Raw genomic sequence first — 23,918 nt, 5'->3', positions numbered from 1 at the left:
CGTTCTCCTACGGCAGGGTCGGCTTGCCCTTCGTGGAGAGCCAGGTGCCGAAGAGGTCGTCCAGCTGCTGCCCCGAGACCTTCTCGGCGAGCGCGGTGAACTCGGCCGTGTGCGCGTTGCCGTAGCGGTGCTGCGAGGTCCAGGTCTTGAGCAGCTTGAAGAAGGCCGGGTCACCGATCCGCTCGCGCAGCATCTCGAGCGTCATCGCACCGCGGGTGTAGACGGCGTCGGCGAACATCGTGTCGCGCTGTGGGTCGGCGACGTCGATCTGCCAGAAGGCGGCGGTGGCGGGGCGCGCGTTGTACGCGGCGAGGAACGCGTCGTGGGCGGAGCGGGTCCCGCGGTGCTCGGTCCACAGCCACTGGGCGTAGGTCGCGAAGCCCTCGTTGAGCCAGATGTCCTTCCACTGGTCGACGCTGACCGAGTCGCCGAACCACTGGTGGGCCAGTTCGTGGACGATCGTGCCCTCGCTGCGGACGGCGGAGTAGGCGGGCTTGGACTGCACCTCCAGTGAGAAGCCGGCCTCCGGCATGTCGTCGACTATCGCGCCGGTCTCCTCGAAGGGGTAGCGGCCGAAGACCTGGGACCAGTAGTCGGTGGCCTCCGCGGTGACGGCGTAGACGTCCACCGGGCCGTTGGCGAGGACCGGGTCGGTGGCGACGTAGATCGGTATGCCGCCGGGCGTGGTCCCGGTCTTGACGTCGAACTTCCCAATGGTGGCCGTCGCGAGGTAGGTGGCCATCGGCCGGGACTCGCGCCAGGTGGAGATGGTGCGCGAGCCCTTGTCGTACTGGGAGGTCAGCACGCCGTTGGAGACGCCCTTGAGGCCCTTGGGGGCGCTGATCCGGATGTCGAAGGTGGCCTTGTCGGACGGGTGGTCGCTGCCGGGGAACCACGTGGAGGCGGCGTTCGGCTCGCAGGCGACGAAGACGCCGTCGGTGGTCTTCATCCAGCCGTAGTTGGAGCCGAAGACGATGGGGCCGCTGAGCGGCTCCGGCACTCCGCCGTAGACGACGGTGGTGGTGAACTCCTGCCCCTTGCGCAGTGCGTGGCGCGGGGTGATGACGATCTCGTCGCCGCTGCGGGTGAACCGCGCCGGTTTACCGTCCACGCTGACCGAGGTGACGGTGAGCTGCTGCAGGTCGAGGTCGAAGGTGGAGAGGTTCCGGGTGGCGCGCGCGGTGACGGCCGTCCGGCCGTCGAGCCGGTCACTGGTCGGGTCGTAGGAGACGTCGAGCCCGTAGTGCTGGACGTCGTAGCCGCCGTTGCCGAGCTGCGGGAAGTACGGGTCCCCGATGCCCGGGGCGCCGGGCGCGGGGTGGTGGGACGCGGCGGCCGACGGTGGGGCGCCGGAGATCAGACAGGCCGACACGCTGATGACAGCGAGTGCGGAGCCGAGGAGTCGGGCCGGGCGGGAGGGTGCCATGGGGTCTGCCCTTCGAGCGCGAACAGTGACGCGCCGACTCTGCACCCTCCCCCCTCGCCATGACCATGACTTTTCGCTAAGTCGTCATGCACTAAAGGCCTGTTGGCTGATTACCGATGTCCGGAGCGTCCTTCGGAGCATCCCCCGGTGCGTCCTTCGGAGCGTTCTCCGGGTGGTGGCACGCCACCTCGTGTCCCGTCTCCAGCGCGATCAGCGGCGGCTCCTGCGCGGAGCACACCTCGGTCGCCTTCCAGCAGCGGGTGTGGAAGCGGCAGCCGGACGGCGGGTTGATCGGCGACGGCACGTCGCCGGTGAGCAGGATCCGCTGCCGGGCGGTACGCCGCTTCGGGTCCGGAACCGGCACCGCGGACAGCAGCGCGGTGGTGTACGGGTGCATCGGCCGCGCGTAGAGCGCCTCGCGGTCCGCGACCTCGACGACCTTGCCGAGGTACATCACCGCGATGCGGTCCGAGACGTGCCGGATGACGGACAGGTCGTGCGCGATGATCACGTACGTCAGCCCGAGCTCGCTCTGCAGGTCGTCCAGCAGGTTGACCACCTGCGCCTGGATGGAGACGTCCAGCGCCGAGACCGGCTCGTCCGCCACGACCAGCTTCGGTTTGAGCGCGAGCGCCCGCGCGATCCCGATGCGCTGCCGCTGCCCGCCGGAGAACTCGTGCGGGTAGCGGTTGTAGTGCTCCGGGTTGAGCCCGACCAGCTCCAGGAGCCCCTGCACCTCCTTCTTCACACCCTGCGCGGGCTTCACCCCCTGCAGCTTGAACGGAGCGCTGACGATCGTGCCGACCGTGTGACGGGGGTTCAGTGAGGAGTACGGATCCTGGAAGATCATCTGGATGTCGCGGCGCATCGGCCGCATTCCCGACGTGCCGAGGTGCGTGATGTCCCGGCCCTGGAACTCGATCTTCCCGCCGGTCGGCTCCAGCAGCCGCGTGACCAGCCGCCCCATGGTGGACTTGCCACAGCCCGACTCGCCGACCACGCCGAGCGTCTCACCGGGCAGCACCGAGAAGTCGATGCCGTCCACCGCCTGGACCGCGCCGACCTGCCGGCGCAGCACGCCGTGGGTGATCGGGAAGTGCTTCACCAGACCGGTCACTTTGAGCAGCGGCTCGGCGCCGGGGCTCGCCTGCCGCGGAATCCTCATGTCGTCGTCCGGCACAACCTCGCCCTTCACAGCTTCGGCGCAATCTCTTCGGTCCAGATACGGTCGCGCTCCTGGCCGCCGAGATGGCACGCGGCGAAGTGTCCGGGCACCGTCTCCCGCAGCTCAGGCACGAGCGCTTCGCTGGAGCCGCCGGTCAGCCCCGCGCTACGGGCAGCGCGGGTGGAAGGCGCAGCCCGAGGGGAGGTTGATCAGGCTGGGGGGTGAGCCCTTGATCGGGTTGAGCCGCTCGGTGCGCTCCCGGTCCATGCGCGGCATCGAACCCAGCAGGCCCCAGGTGTACGGGTGCTGGGACGCGCTGAAGATCTTCTCCGCCGTGCCCCGCTCGACGCACCGGCCGCCGTACATCACCAGGATGTCGTCGGCCAGTTCGGCGACCACGCCCAGGTCGTGCGTGATGATGACCACCGCGGAGCCGAACTCCTTCTGCAGGTCGCGGATCAGGTCGAGGATCTGCGCCTGCACGGTCACGTCCAGGGCGGTGGTCGGCTCGTCCGCGATCAGCAGTTCAGGGTTGTTGATCAGCGACATCGCGATCATGACGCGCTGCCGCATACCACCGGAGAACTGGTGCGGATGGTCGGAGATCCGCTTGTCCGGCTGCGGGATGCCCACTCGGTCCAGCATCTCCACCGCCCGCGCCTTGGCGGCCTGCTTCGACACGTCGTGGTGGATCCGGTACGCCTCGGAGAGCTGCGCCCCGATGCTGAAGTACGGGTGCAGCGCGGAGAGCGGGTCCTGGAAGATCATCGACATGTCGCGGCCGCGCAACCGCCGCACCTCGTCCGGGGCCGCGGAGATCAGCTCCTTGCCGTTCAGCCAGATCTCCCCCGAGACCCGGGCCTTGTTGCGACCGTACTGGCCGACGCGGTGCAGGCCCAGAACGGCCAACGAGGTGACGGACTTCCCGGAGCCGGACTCGCCCACGATGCCGAGGGTCTTGCCCTTCTCCAACTGGAAGGAGAGCCCGTCGACGGACCTCACCAGCCCGTCGTCGGTCGGGAAGTGCACTTTCAGGTCGCGTACGTCCAGGAACGCCGTCGACGGACGGGACAGGACCGGCACATGCGGTCCGGCCTCCCCGGTCGAGTCGCCCTTCTGGAGGGGGATGTCCGTCATGAGAGCCTCACCCGGGGGTCGATCACGGCGTAGAGCACATCCACGATGAGGTTGGCGAGGACCACGAAGAAGGCGGCCAGGAGCGTGACGCCGAGGATCACCGGCAGGTCGCGGTCGCTGATGGCCTTCACCGCGTTGTAGCCGAGTCCGTGCAGGTTGAACGTGGACTCGGTGAGCACCGCTCCGCCGACCAGCGCGCCGAGGTCCATGCCCAGGATGGTCAGGATCGGCGTCATCGTCGACCGCATGGCGTGCTTGCCGATGACCACGGGTTCGCGCAGGCCCTTGGCACGGGCCGTGCGGATGTAGTCCTCGCCCAGCACCTCCAGCATCGTGGCGCGCGTCAGCCGCGCGTACATCGCGGCGAAGAGGAAGGCGAGGGTGATCCAGGGCAGGATCATGCCGCCGAACCAGGCGCTGGGGTCCGTACCGAAGTCGACGTACTCGCCGTTGAGCCAGTCCAGTCCGTAGACGAAGATCGCGAGCGAGAGCAGGCCGGTGAAGTAGACCGGCAGCGAGACTCCGGCCAGCGCCACACTCATCGCCGAACGGTCCCAGACGGAACCGCGCTTGAGGGCGGACAGCACGCCGGTGGCGACGCCGCCGATGACCCAGAGGACCACCGCGCCGGCCGCCAGGGAGAGGGTGACCGGTAGCCAGTCCATCAGCAGCGGCCAGACCTCCTGCTCGGTCTTGAAGGAGTAGCCGAAGCACGGCGCGGCGCAGTGCGTGACGTCGGTGCCGTTGGCGTAGTCACGCCCCGCCAGCAGGCCCCACACGAACTTGACGTACTGCACCAGGACGGGGTCGTCCAGGCCCATCTTCTTGCGGATTCCCTCGATGGAGGCCGGGTCCGTCTGCTTGCCGACGAAGTAGAGGGCAGGGTCGCTGCCGGTCAGCTTGGGGATCAGGAAGAAGATCCCGAAGGTCACCAGGGCGATGACCAGCAACATGAGGATGACGGCGAACAGCCGCCGAATGAGATATGCAAGCACTGCGCTCGGCCCGGCGGCGGCCCGGGGAGGTCGTCCCCGGGCCGCCACACGCGACCATCACCTGCCCTTCGTGCCTAGCGGGTGTGGCACCGGTACGTGACGGGGATTACTGGACGCCCAGCGAGGCGTAGTCGTAGCGGCCGTTGTAGGCGTCCGCCGTGTAGACGTTGGTCAGCCGGGTGCTGCGCCAGGTGACGGTCTTGTCGTACACGAAGGGCAGGTATACGGCGGCCTCGGAGACCTTCTCGTTGATCTGCTTGTAGATGTCGCCGGCCTTGACGGGGTCCGTCTCGGCGATGGCGTTGTCGAACAGCGTGTTGATCGCCGGATCGTTGATCTCGGAGAAGTTGTTGTTGCCGCTCTGCAGGATGAACCGGCCGTCGACCAGCGGCTGCGAGAAGCCCTGACCGGTCGGGAAGTCAGCACCCCAGCCCATGATGATGATGCCGTAGTTCTTGGCCTTCACGATCTTCGGGGCGCCGATGATGCCGGAGGTCTGCGCTCCGTCGAACTGGTCCAGTTGGGTCTTGATGCCGACCTTGGACAGCGCCTCCTGGAGCGCCTCCGCGGTGGCGATCTCCTTGGGCTTGTTGTTGCGGACCGCGATGGTGGTCGAGAACCCGTCCGGCTTTCCGCAGGCCTTCAGTTCCTCCCTGGCCTTCGCCAGGTCGGGTGCGCCGTTGTTCTGGAGCGCGCCGTACGGGTCGTACTTCGCGTCCGAGCCCTTGATGCCCAGCGGCAGCATGTTCGGCGCGATGTCGCCACCGGCCTGCGGGCCGCCGCGCGCCGTCTGCAGCGACTTCTTGTCCGCCGCGTAGATGATCGCCTTGCGGCAGTGGATGTTGTCCACCGGGGCGACCTTCTCCGGGAACACGGCGTACCGGATGAAGCCGGTCTGGGCGTTGTCGAGATTGTCCTTGTGATTCTTCAGCGCGTCGCTCAGCGAGGCCTGGCCGACACCGGTCGCGTTGATGTCCACGTCGTAGTCGCCCTTGATCAGGCGCTTGTCCATGTCGTCCGAGTTCGTGGTCAAGGTGACCTCGATACGGTCCGGAAGCGCCTTCCGGACCGTGTCCGAGTCCTTCTTCCACTTGTCGTTGCGGACCAGGTTCAGGGACTTGTTCGGGGTGTACGACTCGAACTTGTACGGGCCCGAGGAGAACGGCTTCAGGCCGTACTTGGCCTTCGTGTCCTGCGACGCCTTCACCGGCGCGCCCGAGGGAATGGCGAGCATCTGCTCGAAGTCGCCGTTCGGTTTGGGCAGTTTGAAGACGATGGTCTTGTCGTCCGGCGTCTCGATGGCCTTCAGGCCGAGCTTCGCCGGGTCGGTGTCCTTGTACGGACCCTTGTACTCCTTGTTCGGGTCGAGCACCTGCTGGATGTAGATCGGGCCGCCGGAGATGACGTCCTGCGCCCAGATCCGCTCGATGCCGTACTTGATGTCCTTGGAGGTGATCGGGGTCCCGTCCTCCCAGGTGATCCCGTCCTTCAGCGTGTACTTGTACTGCTTGCCGCCGTCGGAGACCTCGCCCTTGGCCGTGGCCAGGTCCGGCACCAGCTCGGTGCTGCCGCTGCCCTGCTTGGGCGCGGCCGTCACGAGCGTGCGGGTGTAGTAGCGGGCGAAGTCCCACATGAATCCGTAGTAACCGCGCTGGGGGTCCCAGGAGTCGGCATCCTGCGTTCCGATGAACTTCAGCGTGCCGCCGGCCTTGTCCGACGCGTGGGCGACCCCCGTGGTCGCGGCGTTGAAGCCCGCGGCCTTGTTGTCACCGCCGTCGGTCTTCTTGTCGCTGCCGCTGCATGCCGCGGAGGCCAGCAGGGTCGCGGCCACGAGGACCGTTCCTGCGGCCAGCCTGCGTCTCGACGAACGTGGGGATGTCACTGTTCTGCAACCTCCGTGAATCGCGGTCCGCGCCATGTCGGCCGACGGGCCAGGGGAAAGGTGGCTCCGCCCGTACGGCAGGGGCGGATTCGGGACTGTTGGCTGCTAGCGGTTGCCCTTGGGGTCCAGCGCGTCACGCACGCCGTCCCCGAAGAGGTTGAAGGCCAGCACGGTGATGAAGATCGCCAGGCCGGGGGCCAGCATGAACACCGGGTCGTCCTGGTAGGTGGTCACGGCTTTCGAGAGCATGGCTCCCCAGGACGGCGTGGGAGGCTTCACACCCGCGCCCAGATAGCTCAGCGCGGCCTCGGTCAGGATGTTGGTGGGGATCATCAGCGTCGTGTAGACGGTGATCGGGGCCACCAGGTTGGGCAGCAGTTCCTTGAAGAGGATGTAGGTCCGGCCGGCGCCCAGACTGCGCGCCGCCTCGACGTACTCGCGCTCGCGCAGGGACAGCGTCTGGCCCCTGACGATGCGTCCGATGTACGGCCAGCCGAAGAAGCCGATCACCGCCACCAGCACGGCCATCCGCACACCCGAGCCGGTGAACCCCCAGAGCTCGTTCGGCACCACCTGGGTCAGCGCGATGATGAAGAGCAGCTGCGGAAAGGCCAGCAGGAGGTCCATCACCCGGCTGATGCAGGCGTCGATCCACCCGCCGAAGTAGCCGGCGATGACGCCGAAGACCGAGCCGAGCAACACGGCGACCATGGCGGACAGGAAGGCGACGAGCAGGGAGACCCGGGCCCCGAAGACGATCCGGCTGAAGACGTCCCGGCCGTTGACCGGTTCGACCCCGAGGAGGAAGTCCGAGCTCATACCGCCCCATTTACCCGTCGGCGTGCCGAAGAGCGGGTCGATCCTGTCCTCGTGGAAGTCGTTCGGGGGATGGCCCAGCGCATTCACGATCAGCGGGGCGAAAACCGCGACCAGGACCAGGAATACGACGATCATTCCGCCGGCCAGCGCGACCTTGTCGCGCTTGAAGCGAATCCAGGCGATGCGACCCGGGGACCGGCCTTCGATGGCCGTCACGGGAACATCGGCGGTGACGTCGGCGATAGACGTCTCGGCGGTGTCGTGAATCGGTGCGGTCATGGTGAAACTGACCCCTCTCGCCGGCGGATAACCGGCGCGCGCCCGCCGCTGTAGCGGCTTTGCTCTTCACTCATCAGTCGTGCTGCTGTGCTGTGCCTTGCGTTTGAGCAGGGAAAACAGGCGGTGCAGGCGGTGCTGTTGGTGCAGGCGGAGCAGGTCTTTCGCCGGGGCCGAGAGCCCTTGCGGCGAGAGTCTTCATCCAGTCCGCGATCACCCGCCAGACCTCACAACGAATGGATGCGCAACTGTGATCTGGTGAATCACCGTCCGTTATGGGACGTCGGGCCGGGAGGTAACGTCGGCTCATGAATGATCGGCTGCATGCGGTGTGCGACCTGATGATCCCGACCGTCCGTGAAATGGCCGGTCTGCACGAGTACGACGGGCGGGTGCAGGATCTGTCGCCGGCCGGTGTCCGGCGCGGACTGTCCGCCCTCGCGCACGCCCGGCGCGGGCGCACGGCGCCGGACGGCGCGCGCGAGCACCATGACGACGCGCACCTGTCCGTCTTCGAGGAGTCGCTGCGGGTCCAGTACGGCGAGCTGGAGCTGCACCGCCGCGACCCGTACCTCCATCTGTCCAACCTCGAACTGGCCTGCTACGACCGGGAGTACGCCCCGCGCGAGGAGCGGGCCGCCGCCCGGCTCAAGCATCTGGCGCAGTGGCCGGAGGCGGTGGACGCCGCCGTCACCTCCCTCGACCGCGTGAGCGCGCCGGTCGCGACCGCGCTCCTCGGCGCCGTGCGCGGGCTGGCCGCGGGACTCCACCCGGACCAGGGCCCCGAGGCCGCCGCGGCGCTCCCCGCGCACGAGCGGCTGGTGGCGCACGTGGACCGCGCGGCCAGGACCGGCGACCCGGACCCGCGGCTCGGCGGGGAAGCGCTGGCGGCCCTGATGGGCAGTCAGGAGGGCCTGCCCGTGGACCTGACGGCGCTGGCGGACGAGGCGGCCCGCGAACGGGACCGGCTGACGGAACTGCTGACCGAGTCCTGCCGCGCGCTCGATCCGCGCCGCGACATCGACGAGCTGATCGCGGAGCTCCTCGCCGACCACCCCGCGGCCGACGGCGTCATCCCGGAGGCCGCCCGGCTGACCGAGGAGGTCATCGAGTTCACCCGGGCCAAGCGGCTGGCGCCGCACCTGGACGGCGACTGCCAGGTCGGTCCCGCACCGGCCTCCCGCCGCTGGGCGATGGCGATGATGTCCTGGGCGGCGCCCGGGGAACCCGACGCCGCCTCCTGGTACCACGTCACTCCCCCGGAGCCCGAATGGCCGGAAACCGAGCGCGAGGAGTGGCTGACCGTCTTCAGCCGCACCAGCCTTCCGTCGATCACCGTGCACGAGGTCGCCCCCGGCCACTTCGCGCACGGCCGCTCGCTGCGCCGCGCGCCCACGCCGGTACGGCGGGTCCTGCACTCGCTGTCCTTCTGCGAGGGCTGGGCCCACTACGTCGAGGAGGTCTGCCTCGAGGAGGGCTTCCGGGCCCGCGACCCGCGGTTCGCCATCGGGGTGGCCCTGGAGGCGCTGGTGCGCGTCACCCGGCTTTCCTGCGCCATCGGTCTGCACACCGGCGCGCTGACGGTCGACGAGGCGACCGAACTGTTCGTGCGCGACGCCCACCTGGCGCGCGCCGGCGCCGCCTCCGAAGCCCGCCGCGGCACCTTCGACGCCGCTTACGGTCGCTACACCTGGGGCAAGCTGGAGATCATGCGGCTGCGCGAGAAGGCCCGCCGCGACTGGGGCTCCGGCTTCTCGCTGGAACGCTTCCACGGCGCGCTGCTGGACCTCGGCAGCCCGCCGCTCGGCCTCATCGGCGCGGCGCTGACCGGCGCGTAACGCCGCCCGGTGCCGGAGGCGTCAGCGCGGCGCCTGGCCCTGTGGCCAGCCCTGCTGCGGCCAGCCCCAGGCGGCCGCGGGGGCCGGGCCCGAGGCGCCGTGCGCCTCGCGGTCGAAGAAGGGCTGGCCGTTCGTCCGCATCCACATGGCGACGGGGTCGTACTCGTCCGCCATGGCGACCGTGGAGACCGCCAGCCCCTCCGGCACTCCGCTGATTGACTGCTGCATCATCAGCCGTACCGATTCCACCGCCTGGGCCGAGGAGTCGTACATGTCCAGGCCGATGGCGAGGTACGGCTCGCCCAGTGCGGGCTGCACCCAGGCGCGGCGCAGCGACCGTACGGCCGGCGTCCGGTGGGCGTGCTGCGAGAGCAGGGCGTAGAACTGCGGGATCTGCAGGGCGGGCTCGCCGATCTGCAGCGGCCCCGCGGGCAGCCGGTCGAGGCCGGTGGCGATCCGGCGCAGGTCGAGCCAGGGGATGCCGACGCCGCCGCCCGGGGCGTGCGGATTCAGCCACAGTCCCCAGCGCTCGGGGAAGAGCGCGGTGGCGATGTCACGGCCCTGCACGACCTCGTGGGCCCGGTTCCAGCCACTGGCGGAGAGCTCCTGGGCGGAGGTGACGGCCGGCGCGTAGCCGTAGCCGTCGATCTCCATGTTCCCGTACTGGGCGTCGGGCGAGCCGGGTGAGCCGTGCCACAGCAGCATCCAGACCTGGCCGCCGGCCAGCGACACCAGCAGGTCCTCGTAGGCGTCGAATCGTCCGGGCGCCACCTGCCGAAGCATCTGCTCGACGTGGCCGGCTGCCGCCGCACCGCCTTGCGCGCCCGCGATCACGTGGGTCCGCCCCTTCTCTCCGCCTCCGGTGTCACCGGGTGCGGCGCACACCTGTGCACCGCCCGCCATCAAACCAGGTTGTACGCCCCCGCAGACAGCGCACGTCCTCAGTCCCGCCCGAAGAAGGGCCTGACCCGCTCCAGCATCCAGTCACCGACGGGGTCCTGCGCGATGTCCAGCAGAATCAGCTGTACCGGCAGCCGCAGTGGTACGGCGCCGAGAGCGCGGCCGAGAGCGTCCATGGCGGCGGCCCGGTCCTGGTCCTGCCAGCGGTCGAGTTCGACGCCGATGAAAAGCTGCGGCGGTGCGCCCTCCACGCTGGCCACGGCGCGCCGCGCGGAGAGCACCACCGGGGTGACCGCGAACTCGCCCGCCGCCGCCGCGAGGAAGTCCACCGGCTCGTCGTCCGGCTCCGGCTCCCACAGCCGGACCCGGCCGCCGGTCGGCATGCGCGGGTCGCGGTCGGACCGGCAGAGGTCCTGGACGGCGGGCGGCGGCAGCGGGATCCCGGCCGTCCCGCCGGGGTTGACGGCGATGCCGACCTCCGGAGGCAGCCCCCGGGCGAACTCCCGGGCCGGCGCGACGGTGCAGGCCATCCCTTGGGCGGCCCGCAGGAACTGCTGCTCGGAACTGAAGACCGGTATGTACAAGGTGCCGTCGATCTCGAAGGACGGCAGGTCCAGGTCCCGGCTGTCGGGACCGCCGCCGTTGGGCAGCGGCACCCACAGCGGGGAGCGGCCGAGCACCTCGAGGAGCCGGGCGCTCGCGCCCGGGACGCCGACGCTCGCCTCGAGCACGGTTTCGAGTTCGTTGGCGGGCCAGGTGCCGGTCGAGTGCTGCGGGGGAAGCTGCGTGTTCACTGCGCTGTGCCTCGCGGGGTAGGGCCTGGAAGGTCTGCCGGTGCGGATGCCGCCACTTCGACGACAGAACCCTAGCGGTTGCCGGGTCGGCGGCCGCCCTGATCCGCGGTGACGGCCGTCGGGGAGGCCCAGGGGACCGCCACGCCGCCGAAGACTATCCGCCGCACGGCGCCCGCCGCGGACCGGTCCAGGAGCAGCGCGGAGACGCAGCCGTCGGGCCGTCCGCCGGGGCCGGCCAGCGCCACCAGCCGCCGGGCGGCCCTGCGGTGCCGGGCCATCGCGTACCCGGACACCATCCGGCCGCGCGCGAGCTGGCCGGCCCGGGCCGCGTCCTCCGGGACGTCCAGCACCAGCAGGTGCAGCCCCCGCCCGCGGCGTCGGGCGTCGCGGGCCAGCCAGCGCCGCACCCAGGCCAGCGAGCCGCAGTCGTGCACGACGAGGCTGGCGCCGGTGCGCAGCGCCCGGCGCAACCGCGCGTAGTGGTCGAGCCGCACCAGCGGGCGGTACGCCGCGTACGGGAGCAGGGCCGGCATCAGTGCCTCCCAGTGCAGCCGTACGTCCTGCGAGTCGATCCGGCGGACCGCGCCGTCCTGGGCGGGGCCGGACCCGTCCCGCTCGTCGACCGCGCGCCGCATGAGCGTGCTCTTGCCGCTGCCCGGCAGCCCCGACACGACCAGCACGTCCCCCGCCGGGTAGCGCAGCGTCGTCCCGGCCGCCCACTCGTCCCCCTGCACGGCCCCCGCCTCCCCCCGTCCCACCCCGCCCGGCCTCATGGAATCCGGCCAGTGGCAGTAAAGAGAGGGTAATGGCAAGTAAAGGGAATCCCCAGAGGTCCGGTCGCTTCCGCCGCGTGCAATGATGAGCGCCACAACTTGCATACTGGCCGTTCGAGGCCGCGCGGGAGAGTCCCTGCCATCATGAGCAGGGCGCCGAAGGAGCAAGTCCTCCCTTGAATCTCTCAGGCACAGTCACCGCGCGGGCGAGGCACATCTGAAAAGCGGACGGGTCCGTTCACGACCCGTCCCACCCAAGGTGCAAGCCGGGGCCCCAGGGCCGCGGTGAACCTCTCAGGTTCCGATGACAGATGGGGAGGCCCCTTCCTTCGGGGTTTCGTCATCCTTTGTCCTTGCCATGAGAGTCTCGCCACGTCTGCACCGGGAGCCCGCCTGATGAGCCAGCCGCCCCACGACGCCCCGCGCCGTACCGCGCTCGACACCCTGCATCGCGCGCTGGGCGCGACGATGACCGACTTCGCCGGCTGGGACATGCCGCTGCGCTACGCCAGCGAGCGGGACGAGCACACCGCCGTCCGCACCCGCGCCGGCCTGTTCGACCTCTCGCACATGGGCGAGATCACCGTCACAGGACCGCAGGCGGGCGAGGCGCTGGACCACGCCCTCGTCGGCCACATCTCGGCACTGGCCGTCGGCCGGGCCCGCTACACGATGATCTGCGCCGCGGACGGCGGGATCGTCGACGACCTGATCGTCTACCGCCTGGGCGACGAGGAGTTCATGGTCGTCGCCAACGCGGGCAACGCCCAGGTCGTGCTGGACGCCGTCACCGAGCGCGCCGCGGCGTTCGACGCCACGGTCCGCGACGACCGCGACGCGTACGCGCTGATCGCCGTCCAGGGCCCCGCGTCGCCCGGCATCATGAAGGGCCTCACCGACGCCGACCTGGACGGGCTCAAGTACTACGCCGGGCTGCCCGGTACGGTCGCGGGCGTCCCCGCGCTGATCGCCCGTACCGGCTACACCGGCGAGGACGGCTTCGAGCTCTTCGTGGCCCCCGAGCACGCCGAGTCGCTGTGGAAGGCGATCACCGCGGCGGGCGCCGGCGTCGGCCTCATCCCGTGCGGCCTGTCCTGCCGCGACACGCTGCGCCTGGAGGCCGGCATGCCGCTCTACGGGCACGAGCTGACCACCGCCACCACGCCGTTCGACGCCGGCCTCGGCCGCGTCGTGAAGTTCGACAAGCCGGGCGACTTCGTCGGCCGCGCCGCGCTCACCGCCGCCGCCGAGCGGGCGGCCGAGCAGCCGCCGCGCAAGCTGGTCGGACTGGTCGCCGAGGGCCGTCGGGTACCGCGCGCCGGGTACCCGGTCACCGCCGCAGACGGCACCGTGATCGGCGAGGTCACCTCCGGCGCGCCCTCCCCGACCCTCGGACAGCCGATCGCCATCGCCTACGTCGACGCGGAGTACGCCGCGCCCGGCACGGAGGGCGTGGCCGTCGACATCCGCGGCGCTCAAGAGCCGCACAAGGTGGTTGCGCTGCCCTTCTACAAGCGTCAGCGCTGACCGACCCCGCCCACCCCCTGCGCGAGCACACCTTCACATCCGGGAGAATTCCGTTATGAGCAACCCCCAGCAGCTGCGCTACAGCAAGGAGCACGAGTGGCTCTCCGCCTCTGAGGCCGGAGTGTCCGCCGTGGGCATCACCTCGCACGCCGCCGACGCGCTCGGCGACGTCGTCTTCGTCCAGCTCCCGGAGGTCGGAGCCGTCGTCACCGCCGGCGAGACCTGCGGCGAGCTGGAGTCGACCAAGTCGGTCAGCGACCTGTACTCCCCCGTCACGGGCGAGGTCACGGAGATCAACCAGGACGTCGTCGACGACCCCTCCCTCGTCAATTCGGCCCCCTTCGAGGGTGGCTGGCTGTTCAAGGTGAAGACGGCGGAGGAGCCCTCGGACCTGCTCTCCGCCGAGGAGTACTCCGCCTTCACCGGCAGCTGAGCCCTCCCGGACCCCGCTCCGTGATCCCGACCTCGACCAGGAAGATCCCATGTCGCTCCTGAACAGCTCCCTTCATGAGTTCGACCCGGACGTCGCCGCCGCCGTCGACGCCGAGCTGCACCGCCAGCAGTCCACCCTCGAGATGATCGCGTCGGAGAACTTCGCGCCGGTCGCCGTCCTGGAGGCCCAGGGCTCGGTCCTCACCAACAAGTACGCCGAGGGGTACCCCGGCCGCCGCTACTACGGCGGCTGCGAGCACGTCGACGTCATCGAGACGCTCGCCATCGAGCGGGTCAAGGCGCTGTTCGGCGCCGAGGCCGCGAACGTGCAGCCGCACTCGGGCGCCCAGGCCAACGCGGCCGCGATGTTCGCCCTGATCAAGCCGGGCGACACCATCCTCGGCCTGGACCTGGCGCACGGTGGGCACCTCACCCACGGCATGAAGATCAACTTCTCCGGCAAGCTCTACAAGGTCGCGGCCTACCACGTCGACGAGAAGACCAGCCTCGTCGACATGGAGGAGGTCGAGCGCCTCGCCAAGGAGCACCGTCCGCAGCTGATCATCGCGGGCTGGTCGGCCTACCCCCGCCAGCTCGACTTCGCCGAGTTCCGCCGGATCGCGGACGAGGTCGGCGCCCTCCTGATGGTCGACATGGCCCACTTCGCGGGCCTGGTCGCGGCCGGGCTGCACCCCTCCCCCGTGCCGTACGCGGACGTGGTCACCACCACGACCCACAAGACCCTCGGCGGCCCGCGCGGTGGCGTGATCCTCTCCAAGGCCGAGTACGCCAAGAAGATCAACTCCGCGGTCTTCCCCGGCCAGCAGGGCGGCCCGCTGGAGCACGTGATCGCGGCCAAGGCGGTGGCCTTCAAGGCCGCGGCCACCGACGAGTTCAAGGACCGCCAGGTCCGTACCCTCGAAGGCGCCAAGATCCTCGCCGAGCGGCTGGTCCGGCCGGACCTGACCGAGGTCGGCGTCTCCGTGCTGTCCGGCGGCACCGACGTGCACCTGGTCCTGGTCGACCTGCGCAGCAGCGAGCTCGACGGGCAGCAGGCCGAGGACCGGCTCCACCAGGTCGGCATCACGGTCAACCGCAACGCCATCCCGAACGACCCGCGTCCCCCGATGGTCACCTCGGGCCTGCGGATCGGCACCCCGGCGCTGGCCACCCGCGGTTTCGGCACCGAGGACTTCACCGAGGTCGCCGACATCATCGCCGAGGCCCTCAAGCCGGCCTTCGACGAGGACCTGGCCAAGAGCCTGTCCGCCCGCGTCTCCGCCCTGGCGGCGAAGCACCCGCTGTACCCCGGACTGTAATCAGTCCGTCGTACGCGTCAGGTCGGGGCACCGCGCACACTGGAACGTGAGCCGGTGCCCCGCACCATGCCCCCGGCACCACCTGTCCCGCGCACCACCCGGCAGACAACGGCGTCTGCGCAATCAAGGAGTCTTCCCGTGGCCATCTCGGTCTTCGACCTGTTCTCGATCGGCATCGGCCCGTCCAGCTCGCACACCGTCGGCCCCATGCGGGCCGCCGGGATCTTCGCCCACCGGCTCAAGAACGAGGGCCTGCTCGCCCACACCGCGAGCGTCCGCGCCGAGCTCTTCGGCTCGCTGGGCGCCACCGGGCACGGCCACGGCACCCCGAAGGCGGTCCTGCTCGGCCTGGAGGGCCACTCCCCGCGCACGGTCGACGTCGAGAGCGTCGACGACGAGGTGGAACGTATCCGCACCAGCGGCCGGCTCAACCTGCTCGGTGCCCACGAGATCGACTTCGACGCCTCGTCCCAGCTGATCCTGCACCGCCGCCGCTCCCTGCCGTACCACGCCAACGGCATGACGCTCTTCGCCTACGACACGGACGGCGCGCCCCTCCTGGAGAAGACGTACTACTCGGTCGGCGGCGGGTTCGTCGTCGACGAGGACGCGGTCGGCGAGGACCGGATCAAGCTCGACGACACCGTGCTGCGCCACCCCTTCCGCACGGGTGACGAACTGCTGCGGCTCTCCCGCGACACCGGCCTGTCGATCGCCGCCCTGATGCTGGAGAACGAGAAGGCCTGGCGCAGCGAGGCCGAGATCCGTACCGGTCTGCTGGAGATCTGGGGCGTCATGCAGGCGTGCGTCGCGCGCGGCATGTCCCGCGAGGGCATACTCCCCGGCGGCCTCAAGGTCCGCCGCCGCGCTGCCAACTCCGCCCGCCAGCTGCGGGTGGAGGGCGACCCGAAGGCGCTCGCGATGGAGTGGGTCACCCTCTACGCGATGGCCGTCAACGAGGAGAACGCGGCGGGCGGGCGGGTCGTCACCGCGCCCACCAACGGCGCGGCCGGCATCATCCCGGCCGTCCTGCACTACTACATGAACTTCGTGCCCGGCGCCGACGAGGAGGGCGTCGTCCGCTTCCTGCTCGCCGCCGGCGCGATCGGCATGCTCTTCAAGGAGAACGCCTCCATCTCCGGCGCCGAGGTCGGCTGCCAGGGCGAGGTCGGTTCCGCCTGCTCGATGGCGGCCGGCGCCCTCGCCGAGGTCCTGGGCGGCTCCCCCGAGCAGGTCGAGAACGCGGCCGAGATCGGCATGGAGCACAACCTGGGCCTGACCTGCGACCCGGTCGGCGGCCTGGTCCAGATCCCGTGCATCGAGCGCAACGGCATGGCAGCGGTGAAGGCCATCACGGCCGCCCGGATGGCGATGCGCGGCGACGGCCGGCACCACGTCTCCCTCGACAAGGTCATCAAGACCATGAAGGAGACCGGCGCCGACATGAAGGTCAAGTACAAGGAGACGGCGCGCGGCGGCCTCGCGGTCAACGTCATCGAGTGCTGACCGGCCGCCGGCCGGCCTCGGCGGTGATACGGAGCGACGGGACGAGCACCGTGAGTCGTGCCGCAATGCAAGCGGTTTGACCCTTCTTCATCCGTACGGGTCATACGTCTGCTGCAGGTACGGTTCTGCGCACCTGTCCGTATTTAGAGTTGAACCACATCACCCCAAGACCCCGGTGTAGATCGCGATGCCCCGTACTCGGATACGGGGCCCGCTGCGCCCGGAGGTCCGCCATGCACGAGCTCGACCACATCTCCCTGAGATGCGTCGCCGCCCGACTCGCCGACAGGCCGCAGGCGCCTGCCTCGGACATCGACGTCCGCCGACTCGGCGGACCCACCCTGATCACGCTGCGCGGCGAGTTCGACCTTCTCGCCGCGCCCGCTCTCCGTCAGACCCTGGACATCGCCACCACCGCCAGGAGCCCTCGCATCGTGATCGATCTGCGGTCCACCCGGTTCTTCGACTGCAGCATCCTGTCCGTCCTGCTCAGGGCCCGCAGACGGGCGCTCGAACGCGGCGGCGGATTCGCCGTGATCTGCGTGCGCCCGTCGCACCTGCGCCTGCTGTCGGCCGCGGACCTCTCCACGGTCCTGGCTCCCGTCGGCACGCTCCAGCAGGCCCTCATCGCCACCGTCCCCTCCCGCGACCGGGGCCGTGACGGGCCATGACGCCAGGCGGCCCAAGCACGCCGCCGCGCACGCGGAGCCCCTCCGCGCGGTGCCGCGCCCGTCCGGTTCGACGGTGGCTACAGAGGGCCAACCGCCGGTTGCTGACGGCGCCCAGGCGTTCTACGCTGCCGTTGACGGGCCCGCCCCACACCCCGGCAGGCGTTGTTTCGATGGACGGCGTCTCCCCAGGGATCGTCGAATCCACTTCCGCTGTGACTGCCGGGTTCGGTGCCTCCCGCCTGTTGGTGAGCGCGAGAATCCGGCACGTCCCCATCGTGTCGGCCCCGTGTCGAGCCACCTCCCGCAGGCTCCGCGGACACCACCGATGAGGGACATCCCGTTCGGGGGCTCCAGAAGGGGAGCCCGGCCTCCGGACGGTCGCGGCCCGCCGTCGGAAGCGGCGGCGGGCCGCGCGGAGGCTCGGAGGACGACCGGACTTCTGTCGGAGCCCGCCCTGCGACTATCCGCCTCGCCGCCCCCGCCCCACCAGGGCTCCGGCGCGACGACTCTGGACGGCGACCTCGAATGGCGGGATACATGACACAGCGGGAGCAATCACAGCGCGAGCGGCTGCTGACGCGGACCTTCGTCGAGCTGGCCGATGTGAACCGCCATGATCTGGATGAATCCGACTACCTGCACGCCATGGCTACCCGCTGCGAGCAGCTTCTCCACGCGGACTGCGTCATAGTCTTCCGCGCGCAGCCCGCCGGCCCGCTCCTCACACCGGCCGCCGTGTCCTCACCGTCCGCTGCCCCGCGGCAACTGCTGCGCGCGGCGTGTACTCAGGGGCCGGCCCTCGACACCTGTCGCACGGCCGAGTCCCTCGGCCCCACCCGGCTGGTCGGCCCCACACCCCGCTGGCCCACCTTCGTCGGCCTGGCCCGCGCCGCCGGATTCCGCACCGCGGCCACCGCGCCCCTGCGCTACCACTCCACCGTCCTCGGCAGCGTCCTGTTCCTGCAGGCGAGCGCCCCGCCCATGGCCCCGGAGGACATCCGTCTCGGACGGGCACTCGCGGACGCGGCCGCGTCCGGCCTGTACTTCCGCCATCAGCTGCACCGCCACACGGACGAATCCGTCCACCTTCGCACCGCCCTGGTCAGCCGTACCATCATCGAGCAGGCGAAGGGGGTCCTCGCCGTCCAGCACGGCACCAGCCCCGACGAGGCGTTCACCATGCTGCGCGCGCACGCGCGCAGCCACCATCAGCGGCTCTCCGAACTCGCCCAGCTCGTGGTGGAGACGGGGTCCCTGCCCAACGGCCGGAGCTGACCCCGCGAGCTCCCCCGGGGCCGCCACACGCACGGTCGTGAGCGTGCCCGTCCGCAGGACGGACCCATGGCGGATGATGTGGGCTGTGCCAGGCGTGCGTCGACCTCCCGGACCTCACCGGCGCTTCGGTCTCCCTCGACGCCGGGCCGGGACGAAGAGCGGGGCCCGGCACCTCAGGTGCCGGGCCCCGCTCATGGGCGTCAGCCCCGGACCCACGGACGTCAGCCCTGCAGCTTGGCCCAGAACTCGTCCCAGGAGAGCTGCCCGTCACCGTCGGTGTCGTCGGCGTTGATCACGGCCTGAGCGACCGACTCGGTGGTGTAGAAGTCCCCGAGCTCGGCCATGACCTTCTTGTACTCGGCCGCGGTGATCTGACCGTCCTTGTCGAGGTCATACCGATCGAAAGCCCTCTTCGCTGCCTCGATGTCCGCCACGTGACCCGCCCCTTCTCTGTGCCTGATTGACGAGCTCAGATTATCGGGATTTCCGGACCGAACAATAAGTGCGACCGGTCGGTCGTCTTTCTGTTACGGTGATGACATGGCAGACAGCGAGCGGCCCGACGGCAGGCGCGTACGCGGCGAGCGGACGCGGCACGCCGTGCTGGACACCGCGGTGGCGCTCGCGTCCGTGGACGGACTGGACGGGCTCTCCCTGGCCCGACTGTCCGGCACGCTCGGGGTGAGCAAGTCCGGGCTGTTCACGCACTGGCGGGACAAGGAGCAGCTCCAGCTCGACGTGGTCGACCGGGCCCGCAAGCAGTGGGCCGCGCTCGTGATGCGGCCCGCACAGGACGCGCCGGCCGGAGTGCGGCGACTGCTCGCCCTGCACGAGGCGCGGCTGGCCTTCTACGCCGAGGACGTGCTGCCCGGCGGCTGCTTCTTCGCCGCCGTGCAGACGGAGTTCGACGACCGGCCCGGCGCCGTGCGCGACCGCGTCGCGCAGTCGATCACCGAGTGGGTGCGGTACATCCAGGACCTCGTCGAGGAGGCGATCGCCCTGGGCGAGCTGCGGGCGGACGTGGACGCCGCGCAGCTGACGTTCGAGATCGACGCGCTCGGCGAGGCCGTCGTCACCCGCTCACGGCTCATGGACCGGGCCACCGTCTTCCCCCAAGCGCACCGGGCCGTCCTGGAACGGCTCAGATCCTGCTGCACCGACCCTTCGATCCTCCCGGAGAGCTGATCATGACGACCACCGCACAGCCGCCGGCCACCGCACAGGCGCCGACCGCGCAGATCTTCCCCGTCCAGATCCACTTCGACGATCTCGACGCCTTGGGAATGGTCCACAACGCCCGCTACGCGCTCTTCGTCGAGCGCGCGATCACCGCCTACTGGGTCGACCGGGGCTGGTCGTACACAGCCGAGCGCACCCAGTACGACGACACATTCCTCGCGGTCCGCGAGTTCCGGATCGAGTACCTCGCGCCGATCCTCGGCGCCGGCGACGCGGCCGTGCACATCTGGATCGAGCACCTGGGGCGCACCAGCATCGTCTACGGCTTCCGCCTGCTCTCCGCCGACCACGCGACCGTGCACGCGTCGGGGCGCCGGGCCCAGGTCAAGCTCGACCCGGCCACCCTGCGCCCCAGCCCGCTGAGCGACGCGCTGCGCGCGGCCGCGATCCCCCTGATGGACACGGACGCGATACGTCCCGTTGCCTAGCGAGTCGTTCGAAAGCAAGATCGAGTTACTTCTTATTCGCTGTTTACAAGGCAAGTGGCACAGTTCACTCCCTCATACGCAAGCAATTAGTGACTAATACTATCTATTGTCCTAAATAAGGGTTTGCCCGCCGCCCGTCCCCTGTGTCAGAGTCGGTGCCAACGGCCCCCCTGACCCGGGCTGAGCCGTTCCTCAAGCGCCGCGGACCACACCCCCCCCTTGCTCCGCGGCGGTACGAAGAGGCCCTCACGGTGTCGTACAACGACACCAGAGGGCCTCTTCGCGTTGGTACGGAGAACGGGGCGCGGCGGTCCCAGCTGCCCCCAGCGGCTCTCAGCGGTCCAGGACGCGCAACTCGAACCATGTCGTCTTGCCGCGTGGCTGGAGGTCGACTCCCCACCGGTCGGAGAGCTTGTCGACGAGGAAGAGGCCGCGGCCGCTGATGTCGAGTTCGCGGACCGGCAGCAGGCAGGGCAGCGCCCGCGAAGGGTCGCGGACCTCGACGCGGATCCAGCCGCGGCGGTGCAGCATCCGGATGCCGAAGGTGCGGGCGCCGGTGTGCCGAACGGCGTTGCCGACCAGTTCGGAGACCAGTAACTCGACGGTGTCGGCGAGTTGCGGAAGTGCCCACTGGCGCAGCACCGAGACGGAGAGCCGGCGCGCGGTCGACGCGGATTCGGGGCGCGAGGTCAGCCGGACCTCTTCCACGGACAGGTCCCCGACCAGATCGAGGGCTTTGGCGGCCGTCTCGTCGGCCACCACCGACGGCCACTCCGCAGCGGCGATGCTCACCCGCTGCGGTTGCTCGGATGCTCCCCGGCCCGCCATGCGTTCATCATGGCCGCACGAGAGGCGGTTCGGGGTGGATCCGGCGGAATTGGCCGACCGGAATGAGGGGCTCCACAAGCGTGTTCAGGCATATGCCATAGGCATCCATCGCCCGCCAGAAGCTGCAGTGACCTGCAGTGATGGACTGTTGACGATCAGCTACGAGGCACCGCGGGTCCGGATTTCTTAAGACCTGCTTAAGGTTGCTTTAAGGTCTTGCCACCCGGTCGGCGCAATCCCAACAGCCCCCGAAAGAGGTGCGACGGGTCGGGTACGGGGCCACGGCGGACCCGCACCCGACCCGTTTCGGGGCGCGCCTACCTGAACTTCGCCTTGCCCGGCCCGTCCTCGACGAAGCTGCGCATGCCCGTCTCGCGGTCGGCCGTCGCGAACAGCCCGGCGAACAGGGCGCGTTCGATGGTCAGTCCGGTCTCCAGGTCCGTCTCCAGGCCGCCGTCGACCGCCTCCTTCGCCGCGCGCAGCGCGTAGGCGGGGCCGCGGGCGAGGCGTTCGGCCCAGGTGTGCGCCTCGGCGTAGACCTGCTCCGCGGGAACGACCTTGTCGACCAGGCCGATGGCGAGCGCCTCCTCGGCCTTCACCATCCGGCCGGTGAAGATCAGATCCTTGGCCCGGGAGGGGCCCACCAGGCGCGTCAGCCGCTGGGTGCCGCCGGCGCCCGGGATCAGACCGAGCAGGATCTCCGGCTGGCCCAGCTTCGCGTTCGAGGCCGCGATGCGGATGTCGGCGCAGAGCGCGAGCTCGCAGCCGCCGCCCAGTGCGTAGCCGGTGACCGCGGCGACCACCGGCTTGGGGATCCGGGCGACCGCGGTGAAGGACTCCTGCAGGGCGCGCGAGCGGTCGACCATGTCCTCGTAGGACATGGCCTGCATCTCCTTGATGTCCGCGCCGGCGGCGAACACCTTCTCCCCGCCCCAGACGATCACGGCGCGCACGTCGTCGCGCCGCCCCGCCTCCTCCGCGACCACCCGCAGCCGGTCCTGGGTGGCGATGTCCAGCGCGTTCATCGGCGGGCGGTCGACGCGGATCGTGCCGACGCCTTCGGCGACTTCGAGGCTCACAGTCATGATTCGGAGACTACTTCGCCGGGCGGGCCCGAAGAACAGGCCCGCCCGGCGACGGAGGTCACATCAGCGGGTCGGCGGTCAGCTGGTCCACTCGCTCCAGGAGAGGTTCCAGCCATTGAGGCCGTTGTACCACTGCACGGTCTTGTCCTTGGAGTTGACCACCTGGACGACGTCGCCCACCATCGACTGGTTGTAGAACCAGGCGGCCGGGGTGGACGGGTCACCGGCGCCGCGGGTGTCGGAGAGCCCCACGCAGCCGTGGCTGGTGTTGGAGTTGCCGAAGATCGACTTGGCTGCCCAGTAGTTGCCGTGGATGAAGGTGCCCGAGTTGGTCAGACGGATCGCGTGCGGCACGTCCTTGATGTCGTACTCGCCGCCGAAGCCGACCGTGTCGCCGTTCATCCGGGTCACGTCGTACTTCTCGGTCATCACCATCTTGCCGTTGTACGTGGGGTTCGCCGGGGCGCCCGCGCTGATCGGGATAGTGCGGATCACCGAGCCGTTGCGGCTGACGGTCATGGTGTGCTTCGCGGCGTCGACCACGCTGACCTGGCTACGGCCGACGGTGAACTTCACGTCCTTGGACTGCTTGCCGTAGACGCCGGGGGCGCCCTCGACGCCGTCCAGCCGCAGGCTCAGCGTCACCTTGGTGCCCGCCGCCCAGTACTTCTCGGGGCGCAGGTCCAGCCGCTGGTTGCCGTACCAGTGGCCCTTGACGGGGACGGAGGGCGAAGCGGTGACCTGGACGGCCGCCTCGACGGCCTTCTTGTCGGTGATCGCCCGGTTGAAGTTGAGCGAGACCTCCATGCCGACGCCGACGGTTTGGCCGTCCTCCGGCGTGTAGAAGCCCACGAAGGAATCCTTCGGCGTGATCGTGGTGAACACCGCGTGCTTGGCGGACTCGCGGCCGTCGTTGTCCTTGGCGATCGCGTCCACCGTGTACTTGGTGGAGGTGCCCAGGTGCCCGTCCGGAGTCCAGCTGGCGCCGTCGGCGGCTATGTCGCCCTTGACGGCCGTGCCCTTGTCGTCCTTGACGATGACGGAGCTGAGCTTGCCGCTGGCGGCCGTGACCTTCAGGGCACCGTTGGTGGCCACGTTGTTCGCGCCGTCCTTCGGCGTGATGGTCACCACGGCGGCTGAAGCCTTGGTGTCCGCGCTCGTGCCGGCCTGCGCGCCGGCCGGCTTGGCACCACCGGTGCCGCCGGTGCCACCGCTGTTCGTACCGCTGCCGCCGCCACCGCACGCGGTGGTCATCAACAGCACCGCCCCCAGCGCCAGTGCCAGCAACGTCTGCCTGGCGCCCGGCGCCGCCTGTATCGGCTTCAACTCTCTGCTCCCCTTCACACGGCCGCCCCCACGCGTCCGGAATGCCCGACTACGGCACTCTGGTAGCGATTCTGCCCGGCCGATCCGACCTTGACCCCCCTGCACGTGGCCGCTGCAGAGCCGCTGGGGCTTCTGCGCGCATAGTGCTCACGCAAACGACAGATAATCACACGCAAGGTAGGGCCGGTGACACGGGATTGTCACCGTTCAGTCCCAGTCGGCTGTGAACGCGGCGCGAGGCAGGATCCGGCTCCGGAACCGCTTCCGGAACGGGCTC

21 protein-coding genes, 1 pseudogene and 1 riboswitch are annotated in these 23,918 nt (G+C 70.0%); of the genes and pseudogenes, 9 read left to right on the top strand and 13 right to left on the bottom strand.

All coding sequences use genetic code 11. The annotated features are described in order from the left end of the window. Positions 1–7 precede the first annotated feature (7 nt). The 6 genes and pseudogenes from M2266_RS25155 to M2266_RS25130 all read right to left on the bottom strand — a co-directional run bounded on the left by M2266_RS25155 (position 8) and on the right by M2266_RS25130 (position 7,703). A complete protein-coding gene (locus M2266_RS25155) occupies positions 8–1,426 on the bottom strand; it encodes a M1 family metallopeptidase (protein WP_277440235.1) in 1,419 nt (472 codons plus the stop codon). A gap of 91 nt (positions 1,427–1,517) precedes the next feature. Beyond that, entirely contained in the window at positions 1,518–2,591 is a 1,074-nt protein-coding gene (locus M2266_RS25150) for a dipeptide ABC transporter ATP-binding protein (protein WP_277440234.1), read from the bottom strand. A 26-nt stretch (positions 2,592–2,617) separates the two neighbouring features. Then, positions 2,618–3,728 (bottom strand): annotated as a pseudogene (locus M2266_RS25145) (ABC transporter ATP-binding protein). Then, positions 3,725–4,723, bottom strand: a complete 999-nt coding sequence (locus M2266_RS25140; RefSeq protein ID WP_277440233.1) for an ABC transporter permease — start codon at positions 4,721–4,723, stop codon at positions 3,725–3,727. Before M2266_RS25140 ends, M2266_RS25145 begins: the two are co-directional and overlap by 4 nt. Positions 4,724–4,829: 106 nt before the next feature. Then, complete coding sequence (locus tag M2266_RS25135; RefSeq protein WP_277440232.1) at positions 4,830–6,641, bottom strand: ABC transporter substrate-binding protein; 1,812 nt, start codon at positions 6,639–6,641, stop codon at positions 4,830–4,832. A gap of 69 nt (positions 6,642–6,710) precedes the next feature. Continuing rightward, a complete protein-coding gene (locus M2266_RS25130) occupies positions 6,711–7,703 on the bottom strand; it encodes an ABC transporter permease (protein WP_277440231.1) in 993 nt (330 codons plus the stop codon). 305 nt (positions 7,704–8,008) lie between these two features. Here M2266_RS25130 and M2266_RS25125 point away from each other — a divergent pair, with 305 nt between their 5' ends. Further along, entirely contained in the window at positions 8,009–9,538 is a 1,530-nt protein-coding gene (locus M2266_RS25125) for a DUF885 family protein (RefSeq protein WP_277440230.1), read from the top strand. Between the two features lie 21 nt (positions 9,539–9,559). Here the strand turns inward: M2266_RS25125 and M2266_RS25120 are convergent, their stop codons facing one another. The 3 genes from M2266_RS25120 to M2266_RS25110 all read right to left on the bottom strand — a co-directional run bounded on the left by M2266_RS25120 (position 9,560) and on the right by M2266_RS25110 (position 11,966). Then, positions 9,560–10,321: an enhanced serine sensitivity protein SseB C-terminal domain-containing protein gene (locus M2266_RS25120; protein WP_277441345.1), complete on the bottom strand. Its 762-nt coding sequence runs from the start codon at positions 10,319–10,321 to the stop codon at positions 9,560–9,562. 158 nt (positions 10,322–10,479) lie between these two features. Next, entirely contained in the window at positions 10,480–11,232 is a 753-nt protein-coding gene (locus M2266_RS25115; protein WP_277440229.1) for an enhanced serine sensitivity protein SseB, read from the bottom strand. A gap of 71 nt (positions 11,233–11,303) precedes the next feature. Continuing rightward, complete coding sequence (locus M2266_RS25110; protein WP_277440228.1) at positions 11,304–11,966, bottom strand: AAA family ATPase; 663 nt, start codon at positions 11,964–11,966, stop codon at positions 11,304–11,306. A 154-nt stretch (positions 11,967–12,120) separates the two neighbouring features. Then, positions 12,121–12,216: riboswitch (glycine riboswitch) on the top strand. 185 nt (positions 12,217–12,401) lie between these two features. Between M2266_RS25110 and gcvT the strand changes: the two genes are divergently transcribed. The 6 genes from gcvT to M2266_RS25080 all read left to right on the top strand — a co-directional run bounded on the left by gcvT (position 12,402) and on the right by M2266_RS25080 (position 18,735). After that, positions 12,402–13,532: a glycine cleavage system aminomethyltransferase GcvT gene (gcvT, locus tag M2266_RS25105; RefSeq protein WP_277440227.1), complete on the top strand. Its 1,131-nt coding sequence runs from the start codon at positions 12,402–12,404 to the stop codon at positions 13,530–13,532. A 55-nt stretch (positions 13,533–13,587) separates the two neighbouring features. After that, positions 13,588–13,965: a glycine cleavage system protein GcvH gene (gcvH, locus tag M2266_RS25100; RefSeq protein ID WP_277440226.1), complete on the top strand. Its 378-nt coding sequence runs from the start codon at positions 13,588–13,590 to the stop codon at positions 13,963–13,965. Between the two features lie 49 nt (positions 13,966–14,014). Continuing rightward, positions 14,015–15,283 (top strand): serine hydroxymethyltransferase, encoded by a 1,269-nt coding sequence (glyA, locus tag M2266_RS25095; protein WP_277440225.1) that lies wholly within the window; start codon positions 14,015–14,017, stop codon positions 15,281–15,283. A gap of 138 nt (positions 15,284–15,421) precedes the next feature. Continuing rightward, the gene (locus M2266_RS25090) at positions 15,422–16,789 is read left to right on the top strand and encodes an L-serine ammonia-lyase (RefSeq protein WP_277440224.1); all 1,368 of its coding nucleotides are present in this window, start codon (positions 15,422–15,424) and stop codon (positions 16,787–16,789) included. A gap of 233 nt (positions 16,790–17,022) precedes the next feature. Further along, positions 17,023–17,460, top strand: a complete 438-nt coding sequence (locus M2266_RS25085; RefSeq protein WP_277440223.1) for an STAS domain-containing protein — start codon at positions 17,023–17,025, stop codon at positions 17,458–17,460. A gap of 537 nt (positions 17,461–17,997) precedes the next feature. Further along, positions 17,998–18,735, top strand: coding sequence for a GAF and ANTAR domain-containing protein (locus tag M2266_RS25080; protein ID WP_277440222.1), 738 nt, complete (start codon positions 17,998–18,000; stop codon positions 18,733–18,735). A gap of 221 nt (positions 18,736–18,956) precedes the next feature. On the opposite strand, the gene M2266_RS25075 is transcribed toward M2266_RS25080, so the two are convergent. Further along, the gene (locus M2266_RS25075) at positions 18,957–19,169 is read right to left on the bottom strand and encodes an EF-hand domain-containing protein (protein ID WP_250977832.1); all 213 of its coding nucleotides are present in this window, start codon (positions 19,167–19,169) and stop codon (positions 18,957–18,959) included. A 106-nt stretch (positions 19,170–19,275) separates the two neighbouring features. Here M2266_RS25075 and M2266_RS25070 point away from each other — a divergent pair, with 106 nt between their 5' ends. Then, on the top strand, positions 19,276–19,920 hold the full coding sequence (locus M2266_RS25070) for a TetR/AcrR family transcriptional regulator (RefSeq protein WP_277440221.1): 645 nt from the start codon (positions 19,276–19,278) through the stop codon (positions 19,918–19,920). A 2-nt stretch (positions 19,921–19,922) separates the two neighbouring features. Then, on the top strand, positions 19,923–20,402 hold the full coding sequence (locus M2266_RS25065) for a thioesterase family protein (protein WP_277440220.1): 480 nt from the start codon (positions 19,923–19,925) through the stop codon (positions 20,400–20,402). A gap of 333 nt (positions 20,403–20,735) precedes the next feature. On the opposite strand, the gene M2266_RS25060 is transcribed toward M2266_RS25065, so the two are convergent. The 3 genes from M2266_RS25060 to M2266_RS25050 all read right to left on the bottom strand — a co-directional run bounded on the left by M2266_RS25060 (position 20,736) and on the right by M2266_RS25050 (position 23,569). Then, a complete protein-coding gene (locus M2266_RS25060; RefSeq protein ID WP_277440219.1) occupies positions 20,736–21,230 on the bottom strand; it encodes an ATP-binding protein in 495 nt (164 codons plus the stop codon). A gap of 317 nt (positions 21,231–21,547) precedes the next feature. Further along, positions 21,548–22,315, bottom strand: a complete 768-nt coding sequence (locus M2266_RS25055) for an enoyl-CoA hydratase-related protein (RefSeq protein WP_277440218.1) — start codon at positions 22,313–22,315, stop codon at positions 21,548–21,550. 78 nt (positions 22,316–22,393) lie between these two features. Next, positions 22,394–23,569, bottom strand: a complete 1,176-nt coding sequence (locus M2266_RS25050; protein WP_277441344.1) for an Ig-like domain-containing protein — start codon at positions 23,567–23,569, stop codon at positions 22,394–22,396. Positions 23,570–23,918: the final 349 nt, after the last annotated feature.

Source organism: Streptomyces sp. SPB162, from assembly GCF_029504575.1.
Lineage (GTDB): Bacteria > Actinomycetota > Actinomycetes > Streptomycetales > Streptomycetaceae > Actinacidiphila.
This window is presented reverse-complemented; position numbering and strand designations above follow the sequence as displayed.

Coding starts and splice junctions, on each gene's coding strand:
- M2266_RS25050 (WP_277441344.1), bottom strand. CDS start 23,569: ATGACCACCGCGTGCGGTGGCGGCGGCAGCGGTACGAACAGCGGTGGC.
- M2266_RS25065 (WP_277440220.1), top strand. CDS start 19,923: ATGACGACCACCGCACAGCCGCCGGCCACCGCACAGGCGCCGACCGCG.
- M2266_RS25135 (WP_277440232.1), bottom strand. CDS start 6,641: ATGGCGCGGACCGCGATTCACGGAGGTTGCAGAACAGTGACATCCCCA.
- gcvH (WP_277440226.1), top strand. CDS start 13,588: ATGAGCAACCCCCAGCAGCTGCGCTACAGCAAGGAGCACGAGTGGCTC.
- M2266_RS25060 (WP_277440219.1), bottom strand. CDS start 21,230: ATGGCGGGCCGGGGAGCATCCGAGCAACCGCAGCGGGTGAGCATCGCC.
- glyA (WP_277440225.1), top strand. CDS start 14,015: ATGTCGCTCCTGAACAGCTCCCTTCATGAGTTCGACCCGGACGTCGCC.
- M2266_RS25080 (WP_277440222.1), top strand. CDS start 17,998: ATGACACAGCGGGAGCAATCACAGCGCGAGCGGCTGCTGACGCGGACC.
- gcvT (WP_277440227.1), top strand. CDS start 12,402: ATGAGCCAGCCGCCCCACGACGCCCCGCGCCGTACCGCGCTCGACACC.
- M2266_RS25130 (WP_277440231.1), bottom strand. CDS start 7,703: ATGACCGCACCGATTCACGACACCGCCGAGACGTCTATCGCCGACGTC.
- M2266_RS25155 (WP_277440235.1), bottom strand. CDS start 1,426: ATGGCACCCTCCCGCCCGGCCCGACTCCTCGGCTCCGCACTCGCTGTC.
- M2266_RS25125 (WP_277440230.1), top strand. CDS start 8,009: ATGAATGATCGGCTGCATGCGGTGTGCGACCTGATGATCCCGACCGTC.
- M2266_RS25085 (WP_277440223.1), top strand. CDS start 17,023: ATGCACGAGCTCGACCACATCTCCCTGAGATGCGTCGCCGCCCGACTC.
- M2266_RS25150 (WP_277440234.1), bottom strand. CDS start 2,591: ATGAGGATTCCGCGGCAGGCGAGCCCCGGCGCCGAGCCGCTGCTCAAA.
- M2266_RS25070 (WP_277440221.1), top strand. CDS start 19,276: ATGGCAGACAGCGAGCGGCCCGACGGCAGGCGCGTACGCGGCGAGCGG.
- M2266_RS25120 (WP_277441345.1), bottom strand. CDS start 10,321: ATGCTTCGGCAGGTGGCGCCCGGACGATTCGACGCCTACGAGGACCTG.
- M2266_RS25055 (WP_277440218.1), bottom strand. CDS start 22,315: ATGACTGTGAGCCTCGAAGTCGCCGAAGGCGTCGGCACGATCCGCGTC.